Annotated in this window: 22 protein-coding genes; 8 read left to right on the plus strand and 14 right to left on the minus strand. The window is 71.4% G+C overall.

What is annotated here, in order from left to right:
• Positions 1-315 precede the first annotated feature (315 nt).
• On the minus strand, positions 316-1272 hold the full coding sequence (locus ACZ6R9_RS00340; RefSeq protein ID WP_380487104.1) for a LysR family transcriptional regulator: 957 nt from the start codon (positions 1270-1272) through the stop codon (positions 316-318).
• 64 nt (positions 1273-1336) lie between these two features.
• Between ACZ6R9_RS00340 and ACZ6R9_RS00345 the strand changes: the two genes are divergently transcribed.
• The gene (locus ACZ6R9_RS00345) at positions 1337-2611 is read left to right on the plus strand and encodes an MFS transporter (RefSeq protein ID WP_465535543.1); all 1275 of its coding nucleotides are present in this window, start codon (positions 1337-1339) and stop codon (positions 2609-2611) included.
• Positions 2612-2759: 148 nt separating this feature from the next.
• Here ACZ6R9_RS00345 and ACZ6R9_RS00350 read toward each other — a convergent pair whose 3' ends face one another.
• The 10 genes from ACZ6R9_RS00350 to ACZ6R9_RS00395 form a co-directional block, all read right to left on the minus strand.
• The gene (locus ACZ6R9_RS00350) at positions 2760-3098 is read right to left on the minus strand and encodes a helix-turn-helix domain-containing protein (RefSeq protein ID WP_465535545.1); all 339 of its coding nucleotides are present in this window, start codon (positions 3096-3098) and stop codon (positions 2760-2762) included.
• The gene (locus ACZ6R9_RS00355) at positions 3095-3247 is read right to left on the minus strand and encodes a hypothetical protein (RefSeq protein WP_380487109.1); all 153 of its coding nucleotides are present in this window, start codon (positions 3245-3247) and stop codon (positions 3095-3097) included. The genes ACZ6R9_RS00350 and ACZ6R9_RS00355 overlap by 4 nt, the downstream gene beginning before the upstream one ends.
• Positions 3248-3315: 68 nt before the next feature.
• Entirely contained in the window at positions 3316-4593 is a 1278-nt protein-coding gene (locus ACZ6R9_RS00360) for a thymidine phosphorylase (protein WP_380487111.1), read from the minus strand.
• Between the two features lie 96 nt (positions 4594-4689).
• A complete protein-coding gene (locus ACZ6R9_RS00365; RefSeq protein WP_380487113.1) occupies positions 4690-5076 on the minus strand; it encodes a cytidine deaminase in 387 nt (128 codons plus the stop codon).
• Positions 5073-6338: an ABC transporter permease gene (locus ACZ6R9_RS00370; RefSeq protein WP_380487115.1), complete on the minus strand. Its 1266-nt coding sequence runs from the start codon at positions 6336-6338 to the stop codon at positions 5073-5075. The genes ACZ6R9_RS00365 and ACZ6R9_RS00370 overlap by 4 nt, the downstream gene beginning before the upstream one ends.
• On the minus strand, positions 6335-7504 hold the full coding sequence (locus ACZ6R9_RS00375; protein ID WP_380487117.1) for an ABC transporter permease: 1170 nt from the start codon (positions 7502-7504) through the stop codon (positions 6335-6337). Before ACZ6R9_RS00375 ends, ACZ6R9_RS00370 begins: the two co-directional genes overlap by 4 nt.
• Before the next feature lie 4 nt (positions 7505-7508).
• Positions 7509-9269: an ABC transporter ATP-binding protein gene (locus ACZ6R9_RS00380; protein WP_465535549.1), complete on the minus strand. Its 1761-nt coding sequence runs from the start codon at positions 9267-9269 to the stop codon at positions 7509-7511.
• A gap of 75 nt (positions 9270-9344) precedes the next feature.
• Positions 9345-10412 (minus strand): BMP family lipoprotein, encoded by a 1068-nt coding sequence (locus ACZ6R9_RS00385; protein ID WP_380487119.1) that lies wholly within the window; start codon positions 10410-10412, stop codon positions 9345-9347.
• 271 nt (positions 10413-10683) lie between these two features.
• On the minus strand, positions 10684-12540 hold the full coding sequence (locus ACZ6R9_RS00390) for a glycosyl hydrolase family 28-related protein (protein ID WP_465535551.1): 1857 nt from the start codon (positions 12538-12540) through the stop codon (positions 10684-10686).
• Between the two features lie 85 nt (positions 12541-12625).
• Positions 12626-13876, minus strand: a complete 1251-nt coding sequence (locus tag ACZ6R9_RS00395; RefSeq protein WP_380487123.1) for an amidohydrolase — start codon at positions 13874-13876, stop codon at positions 12626-12628.
• A 386-nt stretch (positions 13877-14262) separates the two neighbouring features.
• On the opposite strand from ACZ6R9_RS00395, the gene ACZ6R9_RS00400 reads away from it, so the two are divergent.
• Positions 14263-16314: a S53 family peptidase gene (locus tag ACZ6R9_RS00400; protein WP_465535554.1), complete on the plus strand. Its 2052-nt coding sequence runs from the start codon at positions 14263-14265 to the stop codon at positions 16312-16314.
• Between the two features lie 127 nt (positions 16315-16441).
• On the opposite strand, the gene ACZ6R9_RS00405 is transcribed toward ACZ6R9_RS00400, so the two are convergent.
• A complete protein-coding gene (locus ACZ6R9_RS00405; protein ID WP_465535556.1) occupies positions 16442-18031 on the minus strand; it encodes an acyl-CoA mutase large subunit family protein in 1590 nt (529 codons plus the stop codon).
• A 186-nt stretch (positions 18032-18217) separates the two neighbouring features.
• Here ACZ6R9_RS00405 and ACZ6R9_RS00410 point away from each other — a divergent pair, with 186 nt between their 5' ends.
• The 6 genes from ACZ6R9_RS00410 (at position 18218) to ACZ6R9_RS00435 (ending at position 23333) form a co-directional block, all read left to right on the plus strand.
• The gene (locus ACZ6R9_RS00410) at positions 18218-18961 is read left to right on the plus strand and encodes an SDR family oxidoreductase (RefSeq protein ID WP_380487128.1); all 744 of its coding nucleotides are present in this window, start codon (positions 18218-18220) and stop codon (positions 18959-18961) included.
• A gap of 239 nt (positions 18962-19200) precedes the next feature.
• Complete coding sequence (locus tag ACZ6R9_RS00415) at positions 19201-19698, plus strand: 2-oxo-4-hydroxy-4-carboxy-5-ureidoimidazoline decarboxylase (RefSeq protein ID WP_380487130.1); 498 nt, start codon at positions 19201-19203, stop codon at positions 19696-19698.
• A 218-nt stretch (positions 19699-19916) separates the two neighbouring features.
• Positions 19917-20297: a succinate dehydrogenase, cytochrome b556 subunit gene (gene sdhC, locus ACZ6R9_RS00420; RefSeq protein WP_380487132.1), complete on the plus strand. Its 381-nt coding sequence runs from the start codon at positions 19917-19919 to the stop codon at positions 20295-20297.
• 6 nt (positions 20298-20303) lie between these two features.
• Complete coding sequence (sdhD, locus tag ACZ6R9_RS00425) at positions 20304-20792, plus strand: succinate dehydrogenase, hydrophobic membrane anchor protein (protein ID WP_035863367.1); 489 nt, start codon at positions 20304-20306, stop codon at positions 20790-20792.
• A 25-nt stretch (positions 20793-20817) separates the two neighbouring features.
• A complete protein-coding gene (gene sdhA / locus ACZ6R9_RS00430) occupies positions 20818-22560 on the plus strand; it encodes a succinate dehydrogenase flavoprotein subunit (protein WP_380487134.1) in 1743 nt (580 codons plus the stop codon).
• A complete protein-coding gene (locus ACZ6R9_RS00435) occupies positions 22560-23333 on the plus strand; it encodes a succinate dehydrogenase iron-sulfur subunit (protein WP_380487136.1) in 774 nt (257 codons plus the stop codon). The genes sdhA and ACZ6R9_RS00435 overlap by 1 nt, the downstream gene beginning before the upstream one ends.
• A 57-nt stretch (positions 23334-23390) precedes the next feature.
• Here ACZ6R9_RS00435 and ACZ6R9_RS00440 read toward each other — a convergent pair whose 3' ends face one another.
• Positions 23391-24743 carry a hypothetical protein gene (locus ACZ6R9_RS00440; RefSeq protein WP_465535561.1) on the minus strand — a complete coding sequence of 451 codons (1353 nt, stop codon included), beginning with the start codon at positions 24741-24743 and terminating at the stop codon, positions 23391-23393.
• A gap of 259 nt (positions 24744-25002) precedes the next feature.
• Positions 25003-25260, minus strand: coding sequence for an SCO4848 family membrane protein (locus tag ACZ6R9_RS00445; protein ID WP_380487140.1), 258 nt, complete (start codon positions 25258-25260; stop codon positions 25003-25005).
• Positions 25261-25265 lie beyond the last annotated feature (5 nt).

Here is a 25265-nt window from a genome sequence, read left to right on the forward strand (position 1 = left end):
CCACCCCACCCCTCGCCGCGAAGCGGAACCCACACCGCGAAGCGGAACCCACACCGCGAAGCGGAACCCACACCGCGAAGCGGAACCCACACCGCGAAGCGGAAGCGGAACCCTCGCTCAGTCGTGCGCCAGAATGCTCCCCCGCCGCGACAGCACAAAGTCCCGGAAGGCCGCCGCCGGCGGCGTGAGCGGGCGGGTCGCGTGCCAGGCAAGGCCGATCGCCCGCCGGGAGCGGGGGCGGCGATTCCGAGCCCGACGACGCCCGGCCCCATCTCCCACCACCCCCACCCCGCGAAGCAGAAGCGGAACCCGCGCTCAGTCGTGCGCCAGAATGCTCCCCCGCCGCGACAGCACGAAGTCCCGGAAGGCCGCCGCCGGCGGCGTGAGCGGGCGGGTCGCGTGCCAGGCGAGGCCGATCGCCCGGCGGGTGCGGGGGGCGGTGACCTCGAGTTCGACGACGCCCGGGCGGGGGACGAGCGCGGGTGGGAGGAGGGCGACGCCGAGGCCGGCGGCGACCAGGCCGCGGAGGGTTTCGACCTCCTCGCCCTCGAAGGCGATCCGCGGGGTGAAGCCGGCCTCCGCGCAGAAACCCTCCATGATGTGGCGCAGCCCGTAGCCCTCCTCGACCGTCACCCACGACTCGTCGGCGACCTCGGCGAGCCGGATCCGGCGGCGGGCGGCCAGCCGGTGGTCCGCGGGGACGGTCAGGTAGAGCCGCTGCTCGTCCAGCGGACGGGCCGTCAGGTCGGGCGCGTCGGGGAGCGGCGAGACCAGGCAGAGGTCCAACTCCCCTGCGCGCAGGCGTTCCAGCATCGCGGCGACGTAGTCCTGCACCAGCTGGAACCGCACCTGCGGGTGCCCGGCCCGGAATCCTCGCAGCAGGGCGGGCACCGCGTCCGTCCCCATGGTGTGCAGGAAGCCGAACGCGACCCGCCCGGCCGCCGGGTCGGCCTCCGCCCGTGCCGCCTCCGCGCCGCGTTCGACCTCGGCCAGTGCCCGTTCGACGGCGTCCAGCAGCAGCCGTCCGGCCCGGGTGAGGCGGACGGTGCGGCCCTGTCGGGCGAGCAGGTCGACGCCGAGTTCGGCTTCCAGGCGGGCGACGGCCCGGGAGAGGGTGGGCTGCGGCATGCCAAGGAGGTGCGCGGCCTGGGTGACGTGTTCCAGCCGGGCGACCGCCGCGAACTCCGCCAACTGCGGTGCGAGGCGCGTCACATCGGTGTCCGGACCGAGTTCGGCGAGGCGGACGGGCGCGGAGCTGCTCTCATACGTCACAGCATGAAGTTTCCCGCATTCATGCATTGGACGCATCAGGCCGCGCGGCCATAGCGTCGAAGCCATGCAGCCTGCCAGTACCGAGGCGTCCGCGCCCGCCCCCGCATCCGTGTCCTCGTCCGATCTGCGCCTTCGCCCCGGCAGCCGGGACTTCCGCCGCGCCAACCTCGCCCTGTTCGCGGCGGGTGTCGCCACCTTCGTCCTGCTGTACTCCACCCAGGGCCTGCTGCCGGTGCTCTCCGCCGACCTCGACCTGACGCCCGGTCAGGCCAGCTGGACGGCCTCCGCATCCACCCTCGGACTCGCTCTCGCCCTGCTGCCCGCCAGCGCCCTGTCCGACCGGTACGGGCGCACCGCCGTGATGACGGCCTCCACTCTCGCCGCCGCGCTGCTCGCCATCGCGCTGCCGCTCGCCCCGGACCTCACCACGCTGGTGGTCCTGCGGGCCGTCCAGGGCGCGGCGCTGGCCGGGCTCCCCGCCACCGCGATGGCCTATCTCGCCGAGGAGGTGCACCCGGCGGCGCTCGCCTCCGCGATGGGCCTGTACGTGGCCGGCAACTCGATCGGCGGGATGGGCGGACGCCTGGTCTCCGGCTGGGTCGCGGCCGCCTGGGGCTGGCGCTGGGGGCTGGCGGTCTCGGCCGTCCTCGCACTGCTCGCGGTACTCGCCTTCCGGCTGCTGATCCCCCGGGCCCGGCACTTCCGGCGGACGCCGGTGGACGCCCGGGCGCTGGCGGCGACCGTCGCCGGGCACCTGCGCAACCCGCTGCTGCTGCGGCTGTACGCGCTCGGGATGCTGTTCATGGCGGTCTTCGGCGCGGTCTACAACACCGTCGGCTACCGGCTGGTCTCGGCGCCGTTCCACCTGCCGGAGTCGATCGCCGCGTCGATCTTCGTGGTGTACCTGGTCGGCACGGCGTCCTCCGCCTCGGCCGGCCGCCTCACCGCCCGCTGGGGCCGCCGCGGCACCCTCTACCTGGCGATCTCCACCACCACGGCCGGCCTGCTGCTCTCCCTCGCGAACTCCCTGTTCTGCGCGATCCTCGGCCTGGTCCTGATCACCGCCGGCTTCTTCGCCGGCCACGCCACGGCCTCCTCCTCCGTCGGCCGCACCGCCACCACCGGCCGCGCCCAGGCCTCCGCGCTCTACCTGATCGCCTACTACCTCGGCAACAGCCTCGGCGGCACGATCGGCGCCGACGCCTACCACTCCACCGGCTGGCCGGGCACCGCCACCGTCGCCCTCACCGCCATGACCTGCGCGGCCGGCGTCACCCTGTACGCCTCCCACCGCGCCGTCACTTCCCGGAGGGCAGCAGCCGCTACCGTCCAGGCATGACCGACGACTACGCCGCACTGCGGGCGGTGCTCGATCTGCTGCCCGCAGTGCCGGACCTGCGGCAACCGGAAATTTCGTCTTCGGGGACGTCATCACCGTCGGCCCGTGGACTCTCGACACCGGTGTCCTGCGCACCTACGCAGGCTGATTACACCGCTGGGGGCTCGAAGCGGACGGTGGCGGCCGGACCGGAGGCCGCGTGGATGTCGAGTTCGGACTCCAGGGCGGTGGCCAGCCGGTGCAGCAGCGGCAGGGTGGGCACGGTGTCCCCGCCCTCGATCACCTCGACCTGGGCCTCCATCAGCCCGGCCCGCCGGGCCGGCTCGGCCGGCGACAGCCCGAGCGCGGTCCGGCGGTCGTACACCGCCTGCCCGAGAGCCATCGCACAGCGGATCTCCCGCCGCAGCGCGGCGACCTCCGGGTCCTCCGCCTGCGGCTCGCCGAGCAGGGCGCGGGTGCGGGCGGTCTTCCACTGCGAGTGGTTCATCGAATGTCGCCTTTCGTGACCGCGCGGCCGAACGCCTCGTACGCGGGCAGGCGCTCCGGCTGACAGCTCTTCCGCGCCCACAGCGCCCGGGACCGGGACCGGGACGGCAGCGCGGAGAGCCGGTCACGGATCTCCGGCTCGATCTCCATGAGGTGGCGCACTCCGCCCACGCGGCGCGGCGTACTGCCGCCGCGCCGCGCGCACGGAGTCGTATGACTTAGGCGATCCGGTCGAGGACGATCGGGGCCGGGGTGAAGACCGTGCCCGTGGGGGCGACGGTGATGGCGTCGGTGAGGGCTTCCAGGGCGTAGGGGAAGCGCTCGGGGGTGTCGGTGTGGAGGGTGAGGAGGGGCTGGCCGGCGGTGACGGTGTCGCCGGGCTTGGCGTGGAGTTCGATGCCGGCGCCGGCCTGGACGGGGTCCTCCTTGCGGGCGCGGCCGGCGCCGAGGCGCCAGGCGGCGACGCCGACGGCGTAGGCGTCGAGGGTGGTGAGGACGCCGGTCGCGGGGGCGGGGAGGACGTGGGTCTCGCGGGCGACGGGCAGGGGGGCGTCGACGTCGCCGCCCTGGGCGGTGATCATGCGGCGCCAGTGGTCCATGGCGGAGCCGTCGCGGAGGGCGTCGGCGGGGTCCTTGCCGTGGACACCCGCGGCGGCGAGCATCTCGCGGGCGAGGGCCAGGGTGAGTTCGACGACGTCGGCGGGGCCGCCGCCGGCCAGCACCTCCAGCGACTCGCGGACTTCGAGCGCGTTGCCGGCGGTGAGGCCGAGCGGGGTGGACATGTCGGTGAGCAGGGCGACCGTGGCGACGCCGGCGGAGCGGCCCAACCCGACCATGGTGCGGGCGAGTTCGCGGGCGTCGTCGAGGTTCTTCATGAACGCGCCGGAGCCGACCTTGACGTCCAGGACGAGTGCGCCGGTGCCTTCGGCGATCTTCTTGGACATGATCGAGGAGGCGATCAGCGGGATCGCCTCGACGGTGCCGGTGACGTCGCGCAGGGCGTAGAGCTTCTTGTCGGCGGGGGCCAGGCCGTCGCCGGCGGCGCAGATCACGGCGCCGCAGTCGCGCAGGACGGTGAGCATCTCCTCGTTGGAGAGCAGGGCGCGCCAGCCGGGGATGGATTCGAGCTTGTCGAGGGTGCCGCCGGTGTGGCCGAGGCCGCGGCCGGAGAGCTGCGGGACGGCGGCGCCGCAGGCGGCGACCAGCGGGGCGAGCGGGAGGGTGATCTTGTCGCCGACGCCGCCGGTGGAGTGCTTGTCGGCGGTGGGGACGGCGAGCGAGGAGAAGTCCATGCGTTCGCCGGAGCGGATCATGGCGTCGGTCCAGCGGCTGATCTCACGGGCCGTCATGCCGTTGAGCAGGATGGCCATGGCGAGGGCGGACATCTGCTCGTCGGCGACCTCGCCGCGGGTGTAGGCGTCGATCACCCAGTCGATCTGGGGGTCGGTCAGTTCGCCCCGGTCGCGCTTGGCCCGGATGACGGAGATGGCGTCCATGCAGGTGCTCCAGTGAGGTGTGAAATGCGAAGAGTGCCGCGGGGGATTCCTCCCGCGACACTCTACGCGCGTAACAATGTGATCAGCCAGCAGAAGCTACAGCTTGTCCGGCCCGAACGCGTCCGGCAGGACCTCGCTCATCGGCCGTACCCCGGAGGGCAGTTCGACCAGCAGGTCCGGTCCGCCGTGCTCCCACAGCAGCTGGCGGCAGCGCCCGCACGGCATCAGCAGTTCGCCGGCGCCGTCCACGCAGGTGAAGGCCGTCAGCCGGCCGCCGCCGGTGGCGTGCAGCGCGGAGATCAGGCCGCACTCGGCGCACAGGCCGAGGCCGTAGGAGGCGTTCTCCACGTTGCAGCCGGTCACCGTGCGGCCGTCGTCGACCAGGGCCGCCGCCCCCACCGGGTACTTGCTGTACGGGGCGTAGGCGTGGCGCATCGCGGCGCGCGCGGCGGCGCGCAGCGACTCCCAGTCGACCTCGGTCACTTGGCCTGTCCCTTGCGGTAGATCTGGCCGTCGGCCTTGGGCATCCGCAGCCGCTGGGAGGCCAACGCGAGCACCACCAGGGTAATCACGTACGGGGTGGCGACGATCAGCGGACGCTGAACGGCGTCGGTGGTGACGTACCAGAGGGCGACGCCGCCGGCCACCACGATGCTGATCGCACCGGCCACGAACTTGCGGCGCCAGAGCTGCCACAGCGCGAGCATCGCCATCGCGATGGCGACCACCAGCAGCAGCACGTGCACCGAGTCGGCGTCGCGCAGCTGGAGGCTGTCGGTGAAGCCGAACAGGCCCGCGCCGGCGGCCAGGCCGCCCGGCATCCAGTTGCCGAAGATCATCGCGGCCAGGCCGATGAAGCCGCGGCCCTGGGTCTGGCCGTCCCGGTAGAAGTGCGCGGCGACCAGCGAGAGGTACGCGCCGCCGAGGCCCGCGAAGGCGCCGGAGGCGATCACCGCGAGGTACTTGTACTTGTAGACGTTGACGCCCAGCGACTCGGCGGCGGTCGGGTTCTCGCCGCAGGAGCGCAGCCGCAGGCCGAACACCGTGCGCCAGAGCACGAAGTAGCTGGCGATCAGGAACGCGGCGGCGATCAGGGTGACCACCGACAGGTGGGTGGTCAGGCCGCGGAGGATGCCGGCCACGTCGGAGACCAGGAACCAGTGGTGCTGCTCGATGCCGTTCAGCCAGTCCGACAGGCCGGGGACGGTGAAGGTGGGCAGCGACTCCGAGGGCGGCGACTGGCTCGCACCGGCGCCCTGGGTCTTGTAGTCCTGGTAGTAGATCCGGTTGACGTACGCGCAGATGCCGGGGATCAGCAGGTTGACGCCGACGCCGGAGACGATGTGGTCGACGCCGAAGGTGACGGTGACCAGCGCGTGCAGCAGACCGCCGACCGCGCCGCCCGCCATGCCGGCCAGCAGGCCGACCCACGGGTTGACCAGGAAGCCGGCCCAGGCGCCGCAGAAGGTGCCGGCCACCATCATGCCTTCGAGGCCGATGTTGACCACGCCCGCGCGCTCCGCCCACAGGCCGCCGAGACCGGCCATGGCGATCGGCACGGCGGAGGACACCGCGGCGCCGATCTGGCCCGAGGAGGTCAGTCCGTGGTTGCCGGTGATCGCACCGACCGCCGCGAACAGCAGCAGGGCGAGCGCGATCAGCAGCAGCACCACCGGCCAGGTCAGCTTGAACTTCTTCTTCACGGGCGCGACGGGCGCCTTCGGCTTGGCGACAGCGGTGCTCATGCCGCCACCTCCTTCTGGGCGGCCGCGGCGACGGCCTGTGCGGCGAGCTCGGCGCCGACCTTCTGCTGCTGGCGCTTCAGGCCGAAGCGGCGCACCAGTTCGTAGGCCACGACGACGCAGATGACGATGGTGCCCTGGATCACCGGGATGATCTCGGCCGGGTAGTTGCCCCGGGTGGGCAGCTGGGCGCCGGAGGCGTCCAGGAAGGCGAACAGCAGCGCGGAGAACGCGATGCCGATCGGGGTGTTGCGGCCGAGCAGGGCCACCGAGATGCCGATGAAGCCCAGGCCGACCTGCACGTTCTGGCCGAAGTAATAGGTGTTCTGCATCAGTTCGGGCAGGCCGACCAGACCGGCCATCGCGCCGGAGACCACGATCGAGGTGATCACCATGCGCTTGACGTTGACGCCGGACGCCTTGGCGGCGCTCTCCGAGCGGCCGGTGGCGCGCAGGTCGAAGCCGAACCGGGTGCGGTTCAGGGTGAAGTGGAAGACCACGCCGACCAGCACCGCGATCACGATGAAGCCCCACAGGGTGCCGCCCTGGGTCTCGATCGAGAAGAAGTGGCTGGAGTCGGAGATCTTCGCGGTCTGGATCGAGTTGGTGACGCCGCTGGTCTTCGGCGCCAGGATGCCCGGCACCAGCAGCACGCCGATCACGGCGGTGGCGATGGCGTTCAGCATGATGGTCGAGATGACCTCGCTGACGCCCCGGTAGACCTTCAGCACACCGGCGATCGACGCCCACAGGCCGCCGACGAACATCGCGACGATCAGCAGCAGCGGGATCTGCAGGAAGGCCGGCAGGTCCAGCTGGGAGCCGACGTACGCGGCCATCATCATGGCCAGCTTGTACTGGCCCTCGATGCCGATGTTGAACAGGTTCATCCGGAACCCGAACGCGGCGGCGGCCGCGGCCAGGTAGTACACGGTCGCCTTGTTCAGGACGGCGACCTGGCCGTCCGACGCGGTGCCGTAGTCCCACATGATCTGGAAGGCGTTGAACGGGTCGCGGCCGGAGACCGCCAGCAGCGAGCCGGCGATGGCCACCGACAGCAGCACGGCCAGCACCGGCGCGGCCAGGCCGAGGCCGATCCTCTCCAGGTCGAACCGCTGCGAACGCGGCCGGTCGGGCGCCTGTGCGGCCGGGGGGTTGGGACTGGTCATGTGGCTACTCCCCCGCCTGCTCGTGGCCGGCGGTGACGGTGGACGGACTCCGGTCGGAGACGATGTGTCCGGTGGCGGCACCGGTCATCGCGGTGCCCAGGTCCTCGGCGGTGACGGTGGCCGGGTCGGCGGAGGCGACCAGCGCACCGCGGTAGATCACCCGGATGGTGTCGGACAGGCCGATCAGCTCGTCCAGGTCGGCGGAGATCAGCAGCACCGCCAGGCCCTCGCGCTGCGCGGAGCGGATCTGCTCCCAGATCTGCGCCTGCGCGCCGACGTCCACGCCGCGGGTCGGGTGGGCGGCGATCAGCAGCTTCGGGTCGTGGCTCATCTCGCGGCCGATGATCAGCTTCTGCTGGTTGCCGCCGGACAGCGACGCCGCGGTGACCTCGATGCCGGGGGTGCGGACGTCGTACTGCTCGACGATCCGCTGGGTGTCGGCGCGGGCGCCGGCCGGGTCGAGCAGCACGCCCTTGGAGTTGGGCCGCTCGGTGACGTGGCCGAGGATCCGGTTCTCCCAGAGCGGGGCCTCCAGCAGCAGGCCGTGCCGGTGCCGGTCCTCCGGGATGTAGCCGATGCCGGCCTCCCGGCGGGCCCGGGTCCGGGCGCCGCTCAGGTCGGTGCCGTCCAGCGTGACGGTGCCGGCGTCCAGCGGCAGCATGCCCATGACCGCCTCGACCAGTTCGGCCTGGCCGTTGCCCTCGACACCGGCGATGCCGAGGATCTCGCCCTTGCGGATGCGCAGCGAGATGTCGTCCAGCACCACCCGCTCGACGCCCTCGGCGTCCGGCTTGGCGATCCGCAGGCCCTCGACGCGGAGCATCTCCACGTCGGTGACGGTGGACTCGCGGCTCTCCGGGGAAGGCAGTTCGGCGCCGACCATCAGCTCGGCCAGCTGCCGGGCCGTGACGACCTTCGGGTCGGCGTCGCCGACCGTGGTGCCGCGGCGGATCACGCTGATCGCGTCGGCCACCGACAGCACCTCGTGCAGCTTGTGCGAGATGAAGATGACAGTGACGCCCTCGGACTTGAGGTCGCGCAGGTTGTCGAACAGCGCGTCGACCTCCTGCGGGACCAGCACCGCGGTCGGCTCGTCCAGGATCAGGATCCGGGCGCCGCGGTACAGCACCTTGAGGATCTCCACCCGCTGCCGGTCGGCCACGCCGAGGTCCTCGACCAGCAGGTCCGGCTTCACGCCCAGGCCGTACTGGTCGGAGATCTCGCGGATCTTCGCCTTCGCCTTGGCGCCGATGCCGTACAGCTTCTCGCTGCCCAGGACGATGTTCTCCCAGACGGTGAGGTTGTCGGCCAGCATGAAGTGCTGGTGGACCATGCCGATGCCGCGGGCGATCGCGTCGCCCGGGGTGGCGAAGGCCACCTGCTCGCCGTTGATGGCGATGGTGCCCTCGTCCGGCTTCTGCATCCCGTAGAGGATCTTCATCAGGGTGGACTTGCCTGCGCCGTTCTCGCCCATCAGGGCGTGCACGGTGCCGCGCTGCACGGTGATGTCGATGTCGTGGTTGGCCACCACACCGGGGAAGCGCTTGGTGATGCCACGCAGTTCGACGGCCGGTGTCGCCGTCCCCGCGCTGGGGGTGCCGCCGGGAGGGGCGGAGTCGGAGGGAGTGATGGCGATCTCCTGCTGGTCGTCGGGCGCTTCGTTGCGCTGGAAGCTCAGGGGGGCCGGGGGTGGTACAGCCGCTGGACGGACACCGGGGCGGCGGTGGGGGCACAGGCAGGGGCCCGGGGGATGCGCTGGGCGCATCCCGTCCGAGCCCCTTCCCTGCGATGCGTCAGACCACTGCGCCGCCCGGTCGGCGGGCGGCACGGTGGCAGGGGATCAGCCCTGCGGAGCGGTCGGAACCTTGGTGGCGCCGCTGGTGATCTGGTTGGTGGCGGCGTCGATCTTGGCCTTGATGTCGTCGATGAAGCCACCGGTGACGGCCAGCGACACGCCGCCGTCCTTCAGGTCGAAGTTCTTCACGCCGGACTGGGCGCTGCCGTCCTTGGCCGACTTGATGAAGGTGAACACACCGGTGTTCACGTTCTTCACCATCGAGGTGAGGATGTGGTCCTTGTACTTCGACAGGGCCGGCTGGCTGGCCTGGTCGGAGTCGACGCCGATGGCCCACTTGTTGCCCGGGGCGCTGGAGACGGCCTCGATGGCGCCGCTGCCGGAGGAGCCGGCGGCGGAGTAGATGACGTCCGCGCCCTTGTCCATCTGGCCCTGCGCGGCCTGCTTGCCCTTGCCCGGGTCGGCGAAGCCGGTGTTGTCCGGCGGGGTGGTCAGGTAGGTGACCTCGATCGCGATGTTCGGGTCGACCGACTTGGCGCCCGCGACGTAGCCGGCCTCGAACTTCTTGATCAGCTCGGACTGCACACCGCCGATGAAGCCGACGTGCTTGGTCTTCGACTTGCTGGCCGCGGCCACGCCCGCCAGGTACGAGCCCTGCTCCTCCGAGAAGGTCAGCGAGGTCACGTTGCTCGGCTGCTCGGGCGAGAAGGAGTCGACGATCGCGAACTTGACGTTCGGGTTCTCCTTGGCGACCTTGTTGACCGCGTCCTGGTAGACGAAGCCGACCGCGATGACCGGGTTGAAGCCACCGGTCACCAGGGACTTGAGGCGCTGCTCCTTGTCACCCTCGGACTCGCCGGACTTGGCCTCGGCCTCGTTGATGGTGGCGCCCAGCTCGGTCTTGGCCTGGTCCAGGCCACGCGCGGCGGAGTCGTTGAAGGACTGGTCACCGCGGCCGCCGATGTCGTAGGCCATGCCGACCTTGAGACCCGAGCCACCGGCATTGGCGGTGGTGTTGGAGTTGTCGGTGCTCTTTGCGCCGCAGGCGGCGAGCGAGGCGATGCCCAGGGAACCCGAGAGCACGGCCGCGGCGAGCTTGAGTGAACGGCGCAAGGGAGTTTCTCCTTCTCACACACCCGAATGGCGTGGTCGAGCGCCACCGTAACGCGCGTAGAACACGGTTGTGTTACGGCATGCACGGCCCCCGGGGTTGTTATCAAAATGTGGTCGTACGCCCGGGCAAATCCGGACATAGCAGCACACTTGTTCAACTCCCGTTCCGCTACTGGCTGGTAGCGCGCCACCACGGTACGCCTCCGGTCCCTACCCGGGAAGCCGCCGCGTCGCACCTTTGGACGCGGCTCTCCCACCCCGGCCGACGGCCTCAGCTCAGGCCCACCCAGAACATCTGCACCGTGCCGTCGGCGTTCCGGTTCTGCGCCGGATCGAAGGAGGACGGCAGCGAGGTGGCGCTGTCCTTCAGCGCGGCGACCCGGTAGGTGGCCGGGGTGAGCCCGGCGTTCAGGAAGGCGCCCGGGTTCGGGAACGTCGACCCCCGGGCGAAGGCCGGCGGGGTGGTCGCGTTGGCCAGCAGCGCCACCCAGTGGAAGCCGGGCCCCAGGGTGACCGCCTTGGACAGCGGCATCCGGCACAGCAGGTTCCCGCCGCCCGACCAGGCCGTCGCCTGCTCCGCGGTGCCGGCCAGCAGCTTGCCGGTGCGGTCGTACACGCCGGCCACGTTGCCGGTGGTGAACCCGCTGCCGCTCCCCGCCACCAGTACGGAGACCGCCGAGACGGTGACCGGCTGGTGCGTCTCCACCCGCACCAGGTAGACGTTGCCCGAGTTCAGCTGGGTGCTCTTGTCGGACACCGCGGCGGGGTCGAAGGACCAGGTCCCGAAGCCCGAGTCGGCGGGCTGCGGCGCGTTGCCGGCCGGGGTGATCGCGGGCGACGGAACGTTGTACGACACACCCGCGGTGGTGGTCAGGTTGTGCATGGTGGTGCCGTTGTCCAGCACCGCGCCCGCGTCGTCGCGCACGCTCGCCTTGGTGCCGGTGAGCATGCAGCCGGTGAGCAGCACCCGCAGCGCGTGGTCGACGTACACGCCGTAGTCGGGGGCGAGCATCCCGCCGGGCTTGTCGTCCGCGGAGACATGGGTGGCGCAGCCGGTCAGGGTGACCGGGACGGCCGGATCACCGGCGGGGGCGGTGATCCGGAAGCCGGCGTAGCCGCCCGGCGTGACGTTGTCGTTCCGTCCGTCGCGGCTGGCCTGGCAGCCCGTCAGGGTGATGGAGTGCGGCGAGGGGGCGGAGGCGGGGGTGATCTGCGGGCTCTCCAGCAGCCAGCCGTTGAAGGCGTTGCGGTCGGTCTGGCACTCGGTGAAGCCGGTGGTTCCGCACTTGCCGGTCAGGTGGAAGCCGTTGCCGGTGTTCCAGGTCGCGCGGACGCCGACGAAGCCGAGCGCGCCGGTGCCCGCGAAGTACCAGCCGTCGCCGCCGTTGGCGCCGGCCTCGCAGGAGTCGATCACCCCGTCGCCGAAGGCGAACGCCGCGTCGGCGGAGTTGTCGGAGCGCCAGCCGCCGAGCTTGTTGGCCTCCAGGTTCAGGTGGGAGACCTCCCAGCCCCCGGGGAATCCGTCCGTGCCGGTGTCGGTGCGCACCCCGTAGCCGCTGAAGTTGAAGATCCCGACGTTGTTCAGCCGGACGGCCTTGATCTGGCCCGTCGCGGTCACGCCCTGGACGGGGCCGCCGCCGGTCGAGTTGTCGGTGGCGCGGCCGGAGGCGAGCACCAGGTCGTGCAAGCGGGCGCCGGTACCGGCCAGTTGGATCAGCGTGGAGCCGTTGAAGGCGCCCCACTTGGGCTTGATGTACACCGGCGGCACCGGGCCGCCGGAGGAGTTCTTCGGAAAGTAGCTGAACCAGCGGCTGCCGACCGTACCGGCCAGCGTGACGTGGGCGGGCACCACCAGGGGCTTCCCGACCAGGTACTGCCCGGCCGGGAAGTACACCACTGCGCCGGGCGGGCAGGCCGCGATGGCGTCGGTGATGGGCTGCCAGTCGTCGTTGCTGTTGTCGCCGAGGGCCCCGTACCGCCTGACGTTGTACCAGTCGACCAGCGGCTCGTCCGGCTTCGGGACGGTCGGTCCGGCGGCGCTGGCCGCCGGTGCGGCGGCCAGTCCGGCGGTGACGGTGGCTCCGGCGGCTCCGGCGGCGAACAGGAGTCTGCGGCGAGTGCTGTCCATGGATCGGGTCCCCTCCCCTGGGTGATCGTTTCGCGGCCGATTCGACCACGGAACAACCGCCCCGGGAAGGGGGCCCCGGCGCCGGTCAGATCCGGGCGTGCTCCAGCGCCAGCGCGGCGAACAGTTCGACGCCGACGGCGATCGCCCGCTCGTCCGCGTCGAAGTCGCCCTGGTGCAGGTCGCGGACGCCCTTCTCGTCGGGGCCGCGCACCCCGAGGCGGGCCAGGGCGCCCGGCGCGTGCTCCAGGTACCAGGAGAAGTCCTCGCCGCCCAGGCTCTGTTCGGTCGGCTCCACCACCGGGCCGCGGCCCTCGGCGAAGCGGTCGTTCATCGCGCGTTCCAACTGGTCGATCGAATCGGCCTCGTTGACCACCGGCGGGACGCCCCGGTGGTAGTTCAGCGTCCACTTGGCGCGGTGCGTCTCGGCGAGGTGCGCGACCAGTTCCTCCAGCACCTCGGGGGCCTGGCGCCAGCCCGCCAGTTCCAGGCAGCGGACGGTGCCCTCCAGCTCGGCGTGCTGCGGGATCACGTTCGGCGCCGAACCGGCCGCGATCCGCCCCCACACCAGCGAGACGCCCCAGCGCGGGTCCATCCGGCGGGCCAGCGCCGACGGCGTCTCGGCGGCCAGCTTGGCGACCGCGGTGACCAGGTCGGTGGTCAGGTGCGGACGGGCGGTGTGCCCGCCGGGGCCGTCCACGCCGATCATCACCTTGTCGCAGGCCGAGGTGATCGCCCCGGTCTTCAGGGCGATCCGGCCGACCTGCACCTTGGGGTCGCAGTGCACCGCGAAGATCCGCCCGACCCCTTCCATCCCGCCGGCCGCGATCACGTCCAGCGCGCCGCCCGGCATCATCTCCTCGGCCGGCTGGAAGATCAGCCGCACCGGACGGGTCAGCTCCCCCGCGGCCAGCGCCTCGGCCAGCACCAGCCCGGTGCCGAGCACCACCGCGGTGTGCACGTCGTGCCCGCAGGCGTGCGCCCGGCCGGCCACCGTGGAGCGGTACGGGACGTCCTTCTTGACGTCGTCGATCGGCAGCGCGTCGATGTCGGCGCGGAAGGCCAGCAACGGGGTGCCGGGCGCGGTGCCCGGCGGAACCAGGTCCACCAGCAGGCCGGTACCGCCCGGGAGCACCCGCGGCTCCAGCCCGGCGGCGATCAGACGCTCGCGCAGCAGCCTGGTGGTGCGGAACTCCTGGCGGCCGAGCTCCGGGTGCCGGTGCAGGTCACGGCGGAGGTCGATCAACTCGGCCTGGTGGGCCGCTACTCGGGCCCGGAGGGCGGCGAGCGGGCGGACGGCGGTGACGGTGGCAGCGGCTGCGGGCTGAGGATCGTTCACCTTGACAAGAGTAGGCCGGTGACGGGCTTTTGGCCCGACTTCCACCAAAGTTCTCACCGTTTGGATGCATACCGCCCCCCATGATGGGTATGACTCTTCGATTCGGCCCGATCCTGTGTTCGGCTCCCCCGCCGCCTGCCATGTGCCACGACCTGCACCAGCGGCCACTCCCGCACCAGGGGCGCCAACCCTTCCCCCCGATCGGGTCATGGCGGAGTAAAGCTTTCGGACCCGCCCTTGAGCAGGGCACATCAGTCCGAATAGACAGCTGTCGCACAGTCAACTCCGGCGCCGTAGTGGGGTGGGACAGTCCGCCTGCGGCGCGCCTCGTCACGCCCTCACGAAGGGCGGTTGACGCTCCATCGAACCGAGAAGGGGGGACCGACGTGCCCATCACGCGCAATCGGCTCGCCAAGAGCATCGCTCCGGCCACCGTCGCGGCCGCACTGATCATCACCACCCTCGGCGCGGCCGTACCGGCCGGCGCCGCCACCCCCGTGGGCGACACCGCCCGCACCCTGCCGGGCACCCACCCGGAGTGGGCCACCCCGCAGGCCGACGCGGGCGCGGCCGACGCCGCCGCCCCGGCCACCGCCCGGATCTACCTGGCCGGCCGCGACGCCAGCGGCCTCGCCGCCCTCGCCCGGGCCGTCTCCGACCCCCACTCGCCCGACTACGGCACGTACCTGACGTCCGCCCAGGTCCAGGCGAAGTTCGGCGCCACCCCGGAGCAGGTCAAGGCCGTCACCGACTGGGTGTCCGCCGCGGGCCTCACCGTCTCCGCCAGCACCGCCCACTACGTGCAGGTGTCCGGCTCCACCGCCGCGCTGTCCAAGGCGTTCGGCACCGGCTTCCACAACTACCGCACCGCGGACGGCACCCACCGGGCCCCGACCACCGACGCCAAGGTCCCGGCGTCCGTCTCCGACGCCGTCCTCGCGGTCTCCGGCCTGGCCGACGCGATCCACAAGAACAGCTCCTCCGCCACCTCGGTCCGCGAGGCCGAGCAGCGGATGAACGCCGCCGCCAAGGCCGGCCCGGACAAGAAGGACCCGGCGACCCTGCCGACCGTCCCGACCTGCTCCGAGGACGGCTACGGCTCCAAGACCGCCAAGGGCGCCCCCGAGGGCTACGAGAAGAACGAGCCGTTCGCCCCCTGCTCGTACATACCGACCCAGCTCCGCAAGGCCTACGGCGTCAGCGACGCCAAGGTCTCCGGCAAGGGCGCCCGCGTCGCCGTCATCGACGCCTACGGCCTGCCCACCATGGAGCAGGACGCCAACCACTTCTCCACCCTGCACGGCGACCAGCCGTTCAAGCCGGGCCAGTACACCGAGTACGTCACGCCCGCCCAGTGGACCCACCAGGACGAGTGCGGCGGCCCCGACGGCTGGGCCGGCGAGGAAGCCCTCGACGTCGAGATGGTGCACGGCCTCGCGCCGGACGCGAACGTCGTCTACGTCGGCGGCAACTCCTGCTACGACGAGGACCTCTACGACGCCATGGCCAAGGTCGTGGACGGGCACCTCGCCGACATCGTCTCCAACTCGTGGGGCGAGATCATGCACGGCAAGTCCGGCGACATCGACCCCGCCGTGGTGGCCGCCGACAACCAGATCTTCCAGCTCGGCGCCGTCACCGGCATCGGCTTCACCTTCTCCTCCGGCGACTGCGGCGACAGCTCCCCCGGCGCGGCCGCCACCGGCGTCAACTGCCAGGCCGACACCAACCAGGCCCAGGCCGACTGGCCGTCCGCCTCCCCGTGGGTCACCTCGGTCGGCGGCACCGCCCTCGAACTGGGCGACAAGTCCGGCAAGTACGGCCACGAGGTCTCGATGGGCGACCTGCGCTCGGTGCTCTCCGCCGACCAGAAGTCCTGGAGCCCGATGCCCGGCAAGTTCTACTTCGGCGGCGGCGGCGGTGTCTCCAAGGACTTCGCCCAGCCGTGGTACCAGCATGGCGTCGTCCCGGACAGCATCAGCAAGACCGCGGCCGACGGCACCACCTCCAAGACCCCCCTGCGCGCCACCCCCGACATCGCCATGAGCGGTGACCTGGTCGCCGCCACCCTGGTCGGCTTCACCTCCGGCGGCGCCTACAGCGAGGGCGGCTTCGGCGGCACCTCGGTCTCCGCCCCCGAGACCGCGGCCATGTTCGCCAACGCCATCGAAACCCGCGGCGGCCGCGCCCTCGGCTTCGCCAACCCGGCCCTCTACGACCGCGCCGACACCAACGCCTTCCACGACGTGGACGACAACGCCGTCCACACCAAGCGCGGCAACGTCGTCGACCTCGGCGTCATCAACAACACCCTCCGCGTCCGCCTCTACAAGATCGGCGCCGACTACGGCCTCTCGGCCTCCAACGGCTACGACACGGCCACCGGCCTGGGCTCCCCGGGCAAGGGCTTCTTCAAGTCCTTCGCCCTCAAGAAGTAACCCGTAAAAAATCCCCCGCGCCCCGTCAGGGGCGCGGGGGGTACCCCCAGGCGAAGCCGAGGGGGCGGAACTGCGCGAAGCGGAAGGCCCGTGCCGGAAAGATCGCGGCACGGGCCCCTACTTGCACTCAGAAGCGATCCACCGGCGTGTACGTCCCCCACACCCCGCGCAGCGCGTCACACACCTCGCCGACAGTGGCCCGGGCCGCGAGGGCCTCCTTCATCGGGTACAGCACGTTCTCCGTCCCCTCCGCCGCCTTGCGCAGCGACGTGAGCGCCCGATCCACCGCCGACGAGTCCCGGTCGGAACGCAGGCGCTCAAGCCTCTCCGCCTGCTGCGCCTCGATCGCCGGGTCGACCCTGAGCGGCTCGTACGGCTCCTCCTCGGCCAGCTGGAAGCGGTTGACGCCGACCACGGTCCGCGCGCCCGAGTCCTGCTCCTGCTGAATGCGGTACGCGGTGCGCTCGATCTCGCCCTTCTGGTACCCCTGCTCGATCGCCGCGACCGCGCCGCCCATGTCCTCGACCTTGGCCATCAACTCCAGTGCCGCGGCCTCCAGTTCGTCCGTCATGGCCTCGACCACGTACGAGCCCGCGAACGGGTCCACCGTCGCGGTGATGTCGGTCTCGAAGGCGAGCACCTGCTGGGTGCGCAGCGCGAGCCTCGCGGACTTCTCGGTGGGGAGCGCGATCGCCTCGTCGAAGGAGTTGGTGTGCAGCGACTGCGTCCCGCCGAGCACCGCGGCGAGCGCCTGCACGGAGACCCGGACCAGGTTGACCTCGGGCTGCTGGGCGGTCAGTTGGACGCCCGCGGTCTGGGTGTGGAAGCGCAGCATCTGCGACTTGGGGTTCTTCGCGCCGAACTCCTCCTTCATGACGCGGGCCCAGATCCGGCGCGCGGCACGGAACTTGGCGACCTCCTCCAGCAGCGTGGTGCGGGAGACGAAGAAGAAGGAGAGCCGGGGCGCGAAGTCGTCGACGTCCATGCCGGCGGCGACGGCGGTGCGGACGTACTCGATGCCGTTGGCGAGGGTGAAGGCGATCTCCTGCGCGGGGTTCGCCCCGGCCTCGGCCATGTGGTAGCCGGAGATGGAGATGGTGTTCCACTTGGGGATCTCGGCCCGGCAGTACTGGAACACGTCGGCGATCAGCCGCAGGCTCGGCTTGGGCGGGAAGATGTAGGTGCCGCGGGCGATGTACTCCTTGAGCACGTCGTTCTGGATGGTGCCGGTGAGCTTGTTGCTCGGCACGCCCTGGGCCTCGCCGACCAGCTGGTAGAGCAGCAGCAGCAGCGAGCCGGGCGCGTTGATGGTCATCGAGGTGGAGACCTCGCCCAGCGGGATGCCGCCGAACAGGACGTTCATGTCCTCGACGCTGTCGACGGCGACGCCGACCTTGCCGACCTCGCCGTGCGAGATGGCGGCGTCGGAGTCGTATCCCATCTGGGTGGGCAGGTCGAAGGCGACGGACAGGCCCATGGTGCCGTTGGCGATGAGCTGCTTGTAGCGGGCGTTGGACTCGGCGGCGGTGCCGAAGCCGGCGTACTGGCGCATCGTCCACGGCTTGCCGGTGTACATGGTCGGGTACACGCCGCGGGTGAACGGGTACTGGCCGGGGGTGCCGAGCCGGCTCGCGGCGTCGAAGCCGGCCAGGGTCTCGGGGCCGTACACCGGCTCGATCGGCAGGCCCGACTCGGTGCGGCGGGGCTCGGCTGCCATGGGTGTCCTCCGCGGAAGATGGGTGAAGGGTCAGCGCCGATCAACGCGTCGGCTGGATACGCAATGTAGCCGTGCCCCTCACGGGCAGACAGATGCCACGGCTGGGAGCTTGCTCACAACACGTCCGGAGCGATCCTTGGGATGATCCCAGCACCGAACACCTGGCCGGACACACGAGGAGTGGACATGAGCGAGCAGAAGGTGGCCGTGGTCACCGGCGCCAGCAGCGGCATCGGGGCGGCGACCGCCCGACGGCTGGCCGCGGACGGCTTCCAGGTGGTGCTGACCGCCCGCCGCACCGACCGGATCGAGCTGCTGGCGAAGGAACTCGGCGGCCGCTCCTACACGCTGGACGTCACCGACCGGGCCGCGGTGGACGCGTTCGCCGCCGAGGTCGGCCGGGTGGACGTGCTGGTGAACAACGCGGGCGGCGCGCTCGGCGCGGACAGCGTCGAGGCCGGCGACCCGGCGGACTGGCGCACCATGTACGAGGTCAACGTGCTGGGTGTGCTGCACCTGACCCAGGCGCTGCTGCCCGCGCTGCGCGCCACCGGCGACGGCACCGTGCTGATCATGTCCTCGACGGCGGCGCTGGCCGCGTACGAGGGCGGCGGCGGCTACGTGGCGGCCAAGCACGCCGTCCACTCGGTGGCGCAGACCCTCCGCCTCGAACTTGTGGGCGAGCCGATCCGGGTGATCGAGATCGCTCCCGGCATGGTGAAGTCCGAGGGCTTCGCGCTGACCCGGTTCCGCGGCGACCAGGCGAAGGCGGACGCGGTGTACGCGGGTGTCGCCGAGCCGCTCACCTCGGAGGACGTCGCCGACACCGTCTCCTGGGCGGTGACCCGTCCGGCGCACGTCAACATCGATCTGCTGGTGGTCCGGCCCCGGGCGCAGGCCGCCAACCACAAGGTGCACCGGACCGGTTGAGCGGTTCTGTGTGAACGGCAGCGGCGGCGGGTCACAACTTGATAGCTCGATCGAATGAAATCGGCCCGCCGCCTCCCCAACTGATGAACCCTCAACTACCGTGGAGGCGCTGCCCCGCCGAGCCGCCCAGGCCCCGCGCGGGGGTGCTGTCACACCCTCTCTGTCTCTGCAGCATCCCCCCTTCCCGCCCTCACGAGGAGGATCCGCTGGCCAGCGACATCCCGCCGCAGCGTCTCGACGTGCGGACGGATCCGTCCCTGCTGGGACTGCACCGGTTCAACGAAGCCGACTCCGGCGCGGTCGAGGAGGCGCTGCTCGCCTGCTGCGGCAGCCACCGCTGGGCCCTGCGCCTGACCGCCCACCGCCCGTACCCCGACATCGGTTCCCTGCTCGCGGCGGCCAGCGAGGCCAGCTACGACCTGCGCCCGGCGGACCTCGCCGAGGCGCTGGCCGACGAGAGCTGGATGCCGCAGCCACTGCTCGGCATGCGCGCCCCGGGCAGCCAGGCGGCCCACACCGCGCTGCGCGCCGCGCACGCCGCGTACGAGGCGCGGTTCGGCCACGTCTTCGTGGTCTGCCTGGACGGGGTGGACCAGGAGGAGATGCTGGACGCGGTGCTGACCTCGATCCGCACCCGGCTGGCCAACGATCTGGACGAGGAACGGCTCATCTCCGCCGAGGAGTTGCGCCGGATAGCGCTGACCCGCCTGGAGCACCTGGTGGCGGTCCGGAGCTGACCGGCGCGAATTCGCACCGTTGCGCGACCATTCGGTCACGCAGCGTCAGAGTTCCCGTTCCGATTAGCCCGTACGTGCCTGATAGATCACAGCAGGGGCCCCCGACGGCGGCAGGGCGCGGCGCGTCGATAGGATGCTCGCGGCCGGTGGACCGTATCCGGCCGGGCTGACCGACAGAAAGCCGGCCGAGCCCCCAAACCGCTTCCGGAGGGTTTTCCGTGCCGGCTGGAACGCTGTACCGCGGCCGGGAAGGCATGTGGAGCTGGGTGGCTCACCGAGTCACCGGCGTCCTGATCTTCTTCTTCCTGTTCGCACATGTCCTTGACACCGCCCTGGTGCGGGTGTCGCCCGAGGCGTACGACTCGGTGATCGCCACCTACAAGTTCTGGCTGGTGAACCTGATGGAGTACGGCCTGGTGGCCGCCATCCTGTTCCACGCCCTGAACGGCCTGCGGGTCGTGGCGGTCGACTTCTGGGCCAAGGGCCCGAAGTACCAGAAGCAGATGCTGTGGACCGTGGTCGGCATCTGGATCGTCCTGATGGGCGGCGCCTTCTACCCCGTTCTGCAGCACACCCTTCGTTCCTGGTTCGGGGGCTGATCCCGCATGTCCGCTGAGACCAAGGACCTGGTGGTCCCCTCGCTGCAGGCCCACACGGGCCAGGGCCTGGGCACCGGCAACCCTGCCGACGCCTTCGTGGTGGAGCCCGCCCGGGCCCGCACCAAGAAGACCCCGCGCCGTACCCGCACCAACTTCGAGATGCTCGCCTGGCTGTTCATGCGCCTGTCGGGTGTCGTCCTGGTGGTGCTGGTCCTCGGCCACCTGCTGATCAACCTGATGCTGGACGGCGGCGTCTCGAAGATCAGCTTCGCCTTCGTGGCCGGTCGCTGGGCCTCGCCGTTCTGGCAGATCTGGGACCTGCTGATGCTGTGGCTGGCGATGCTGCACGGCTCGAACGGCATGCGCACCGTCATCAACGACTACGCGGAGAAGGACGCCACTCGTCTGTGGCTGAAGGGCCTCCTGGCTGTCGCGACCGTCTTCACGGTCGTCCTCGGCACCCTGGTGATCTTCACCTTCGACCCGAACATCTGACGAGCCACCAGAGGCGACTGACCCCATGCAGATTCACCAGTACGACACCGTCATCGTCGGCGCCGGCGGCGCCGGCATGCGCGCGGCCATCGAGTCGACCCAGCGCAGCCGCACCGCGGTCCTGACCAAGCTCTACCCGACCCGGTCGCACACCGGCGCGGCGCAGGGCGGCATGTGTGCCGCACTCGCCAACGTCGAGGAGGACAACTGGGAGTGGCACACCTTCGACACTGTCAAGGGTGGTGACTACCTGGTCGACCAGGACGCCGCCGAGATCATGTGCAAGGAGGCCATCGACGCGGTCCTCGACCTGGAGAAGATGGGCCTGCCCTTCTCCCGCACCGACCAGGGCCGGATCGACCAGCGCCGCTTCGGCGGCCACTCCCGCAACCACGGCGAGGCCCCGGTCCGCCGGTCCTGCTACGCCGCGGACCGCACCGGCCACATGATCCTGCAGACGCTGTTCCAGAACTGCGTCAAGCACGGTGTGGAGTTCTTCAACGAGTTCTACGTCCTCGACCTGCTGATCAACGAGGGCAAGACCGCCGGTGTGGTGGCCTACGAGCTCGCCACCGGCGAGATCCACGTCTTCCAGGCCAAGGCCGTGGTGTTCGCCTCCGGCGGCACCGGCAAGATGTTCAAGGTCACCTCGAACGCGCACACCCTGACCGGTGACGGCCAGGCCGTGGCGCTGCGCCGTGGCCTGCCGCTGGAGGACATGGAGTTCTTCCAGTTCCACCCGACGGGCATCTGGCGGATGGGCATCCTGCTCACCGAGGGCGCCCGCGGCGAGGGCGGCATCCTGCGCAACAAGGACGGCGAGCGCTTCATGGAGCGCTACGCCCCCGTCATGAAGGACCTCGCGTCCCGTGACGTGTGCTCCCGCGCGATCTACTCGGAGATCCGGGCCGGCCGCGGCTGCGGCCCCGACGGCGACCACGTCTACCTGGACCTGACGCACCTGCCGCCGGAGCAGCTGGACGCCAAGCTGCCGGACATCACCGAGTTCGCGCGCACCTACCTCGGCATCGAGCCCTACACGGACCCGATTCCGATCCAGCCCACCGCGCACTACGCGATGGGTGGCATCCCGACCAACGTCGAGGGTGAGGTCCTGAGCAACAACACCGACATCGTCCCGGGCCTGTACGCCGCGGGCGAGGTCGCGTGCGTGTCGGTGCACGGCGCCAACCGCCTGGGCACCAACTCGCTGCTGGACATCAACGTGTTCGGCCGCCGCGCGGGCATCGCCGCCGCCGCGTACGCCGACAACCACGACTTCGTCGAGCTGCCCCCGAACCCGGGCGCGCTGGTCGAGGCCATGGTCGAGGGCCTGCGGGAGTCCACCGGCACCGAGTCGGTCGCGCAGATCCGCAAGGAGCTGCAGGAGTCGATGGACACCAACGTGTCCGTCTACCGCACCGGCAAGACGCTGCAGCAGGCCGTCAAGGACGTCGCGGCGCTCAAGGAGCGCTTCAAGAACGTCTCGATCCAGGACAAGGGCTCGCGGTACAACACCGACCTGCTGGAGGCCATCGAGCTGGGCAACCTGCTCGACCTGGCCGAGGTGCTGGTCGTCTCCGCGCTGGCCCGCGAGGAGTCCCGCGGCGGTCACTACCGCGAGGACTTCCCGACCCGCGACGACGTGAAGTTCATGCAGCACACCATGGCGTACCGCGAGGTGGCCGAGGACGGCACCACCTCCATCCGCCTCGACTACAAGCCGGTCGTGCAGACCCGCTACCAGCCGATGGAGCGTAAGTACTGATGTCCACTCCGACCGTCGAGACGCACTCGGCCGCGCTGGACGCGGTCGAGGCGGGCAGCACCAAGCTGATCAACGTCACCTTCCGGATCCGCCGGTTCAACCCGGAGGAGCACCCGGACCCGGTGTGGGTGGACTACCAGCTCGAAATGGACCCGAAGGAGCGCGTCCTGGACGCGCTCAACAAGATCAAGTGGGAGCAGGACGGCACGCTCACGTACCGTCGCTCCTGCGCGCACGGCATCTGCGGTTCGGACGCCATGCGGATCAACGGGCGCAATCGGCTGGCGTGCAAGACCCTGATCAAGGACGTCAACCCGGAGAAGCCGATCACGATCGAGGCCATCAAGGGCCTCGCGGTCCTCAAGGACCTGATCGTGGACATGGACCCGTTCTTCCAGGCGTACAAGGACGTCATGCCGTTCCTGATCACCTCGGGGAACGAGCCGACCCGCGAGCGCCTGCAGTCGCAGGCCGACCGCGAGCGTTTCGACGACACCACCAAGTGCATCCTGTGCGCCGCGTGCACCTCCTCGTGCCCGGTGTTCTGGAACGACGGCCAGTACTTCGGCCCGGCGGCGATCGTCAACGCGCACCGCTTCATCTTCGACTCCCGCGACGAGGGCGCCGAGCAGCGCCTGGAGGTCCTCAACGACCGTGAGGGCGTGTGGCGTTGCCGCACCACCTTCAACTGCTCGGAGGCCTGCCCGCGTGGCATCGAGGTCACCAAGGCGATCCAGGAGGTGAAGCGCGCGCTCGTCACGCGTCGCTTCTAGTCCCACGCTGTTCGAAGGGCCCGTCCGGAGTGCGCTCCGGGCGGGCCCTTCGGCGTCTCATGGGGCCGTTGGCCCGCGGCCGGTCCTGACGGTGGCCAGGGTGAGCAGCAGCGGGCCGAGGAACAGCGCCACCGCCATGGTCCGGTAGTCCTGGCCGGCGGCGGACGCGGTCAGCGCCAGCTGGGTACCCAGGACGGCCGCACCGGCCACCGGGACGAGCGCGGGCAGCCGGTGCCGCCAGGCGTACAGCAGGGCCGCCGCCAGGCCCAGGTACGCCCACAGGGCGCCGCGCCACAGCAGCCAGTCCAGCTGCGGGGCGCGCAGCAGGGTGCGGCTCCACGCGGCGGCGGAGTGCAGCGGCCGCAGCAGGCCGTGCGAGGACGGGGAGGCCTCCGGCACCTCGGTGGCCGCGTGCGGGCCGCCGGTGCCCGCCCACACGGCCCAGGCGAGGCGGCCCCGGCAGAGCCGGGCGTCCAGCACCCGGTCCGGGTGCTCGCGCAGCAACTGCCGCCATTCCCGGGCCAGTTCGTCCCGCTCACGGCGGGCCGCGGCAGTGTCCCAGCGGTCGGTGAGGGCGGCGGTCGCCGAGCAGTCCGCGCCGGCCGCGTCCCAGTCGGCGGCCGGGGCGAGCGCCGTCAGCGCCTGCTCCGGGCGGCCCGGGTCGCGGTGCTGGGCGAGCGCCAGGTCGGCGGCGCGCAGCGGGTGCAGGTCGCCGGCCCGGGCCGCCGGGTGGCCGAGCAGGGCGAGCGCGATCGGCACCGCCAGCGCGAGGGCGGTCAGCAGCGCGAGCCGGCCCCGCACCCGGGGCAGCGCCGGCAGCAGCACCAGGGCGGCGATCAGCGCGGTGCCCGCACCCCGGGGGCCGGTCAGCGCGAGCAGCACGATGGCCGAGAACAGTACGGCCAGATCCAGCCGCTGCGCCGGTCCGCCCCGCTGCAGCGTCCCGTCCACCCGCCGGGCGAGCAGCCGCAGGCCCGCCGCGGTGAGCAGCAACGCCCCTGCGGTGGCGGGCACTTCGGGGCTGAGCGAGACCACCAGGCTGCCGGTCGGCGGCAGCGCGGCCAGCGCGAGGGCGGCCGGCCCCGACCAGCGGCCGCGCACCCCGAACCGGGCCAGCGCGGCCACCAGGTGCCCGAGCGCGAACGCCACCACCACGGTCTGCGCCAGCGTCACCCCCGCCGGGTGCAGGGCCCGCACGGCGCCGTCGTACAGCGGCGCGCCACCACTCGCGGCGGTGCCGGTGAACGCCGGGTATCCGGCCGCCCACCACAGCAGCAGCACCGCCTGACAGGCCGCCGCCACGGCGAACGGCAGCCGCAGCCGGGACTTGGCGCGCCGGTGCCGGCGCTCCCGTTCCTGGCGCTGCGCCCACTCGGGGCGGGTGTCGCCGAGGGTGGTGCTGGTGCTCATCGCGGAGCCTCCCACATCCCCTGCTCCCCGGCCCGGCCACCGGCCCCTCGCCGCCATCCGCCCGGAAGTCGTGCCGGGCAGGCTAGCAGCCGGATTCAGCCACCTCCAGAGGTCCGGACACGCCAAAGACCCGCACCGGCCTTGGCCGGAACGGCCCCTGACGCACCATCAGGCCAGAACGCCCAGGTCCTTCGGGCTGCCCACGCCCCTGAACGTCACCAGGTGCCGCTCGGCGGTGACGGCGTACAGGTCGGGGGCGCTACTCCGCGACGGCGGGCTTGCGCAGGGCTCGCAGGCCTCGGACGCCGATCCAGCCGATGCCGAGGCCGAGCAGCAGGGAGGTGATGGCGAGCAGCAGGTGGACCCAGAAGAAGGCGGTGGGCTGCGAGTGGTCGCCGTTGACGAAGGCCTGGCCGCCGGAGTCCTTCCACAGGTTCTTGGCGAAGGTCGTCCAGATCATGACCGACCAGACGCCGAAGGCGGTGAGGAACCAGGAGACCGGGCGGCTGAGCTTCATGACGG

Source organism: Kitasatospora sp. NPDC048662 (assembly GCF_055587065.1).

Bases quoted from the DNA above. Each gene is read 5' to 3' on its own strand.
- ACZ6R9_RS00410 (WP_380487128.1), top strand. From the start codon at position 18,218: ATGAGCGAGCAGAAGGTGGCCGTGGTCACCGGCGCCAGCAGCGGCATC.
- sdhD (WP_035863367.1), top strand. From the start codon at position 20,304: ATGTCCGCTGAGACCAAGGACCTGGTGGTCCCCTCGCTGCAGGCCCAC.
- ACZ6R9_RS00375 (WP_380487117.1), bottom strand. From the start codon at position 7,504: ATGACCAGTCCCAACCCCCCGGCCGCACAGGCGCCCGACCGGCCGCGT.
- ACZ6R9_RS00355 (WP_380487109.1), bottom strand. From the start codon at position 3,247: ATGGAGATCGAGCCGGAGATCCGTGACCGGCTCTCCGCGCTGCCGTCC.
- ACZ6R9_RS00360 (WP_380487111.1), bottom strand. From the start codon at position 4,593: ATGGACGCCATCTCCGTCATCCGGGCCAAGCGCGACCGGGGCGAACTG.
- sdhA (WP_380487134.1), top strand. From the start codon at position 20,818: ATGCAGATTCACCAGTACGACACCGTCATCGTCGGCGCCGGCGGCGCC.
- ACZ6R9_RS00440 (WP_465535561.1), bottom strand. From the start codon at position 24,743: ATGAGCACCAGCACCACCCTCGGCGACACCCGCCCCGAGTGGGCGCAG.
- ACZ6R9_RS00390 (WP_465535551.1), bottom strand. From the start codon at position 12,540: ATGGACAGCACTCGCCGCAGACTCCTGTTCGCCGCCGGAGCCGCCGGA.
- ACZ6R9_RS00345 (WP_465535543.1), top strand. From the start codon at position 1,337: ATGCAGCCTGCCAGTACCGAGGCGTCCGCGCCCGCCCCCGCATCCGTG.
- ACZ6R9_RS00380 (WP_465535549.1), bottom strand. From the start codon at position 9,269: ATGCGCCCAGCGCATCCCCCGGGCCCCTGCCTGTGCCCCCACCGCCGC.
- ACZ6R9_RS00370 (WP_380487115.1), bottom strand. From the start codon at position 6,338: ATGAGCACCGCTGTCGCCAAGCCGAAGGCGCCCGTCGCGCCCGTGAAG.
- ACZ6R9_RS00435 (WP_380487136.1), top strand. From the start codon at position 22,560: ATGTCCACTCCGACCGTCGAGACGCACTCGGCCGCGCTGGACGCGGTC.
- ACZ6R9_RS00350 (WP_465535545.1), bottom strand. From the start codon at position 3,098: ATGAACCACTCGCAGTGGAAGACCGCCCGCACCCGCGCCCTGCTCGGC.
- ACZ6R9_RS00405 (WP_465535556.1), bottom strand. From the start codon at position 18,031: ATGGCAGCCGAGCCCCGCCGCACCGAGTCGGGCCTGCCGATCGAGCCG.
- ACZ6R9_RS00445 (WP_380487140.1), bottom strand. From the start codon at position 25,260: ATGAAGCTCAGCCGCCCGGTCTCCTGGTTCCTCACCGCCTTCGGCGTC.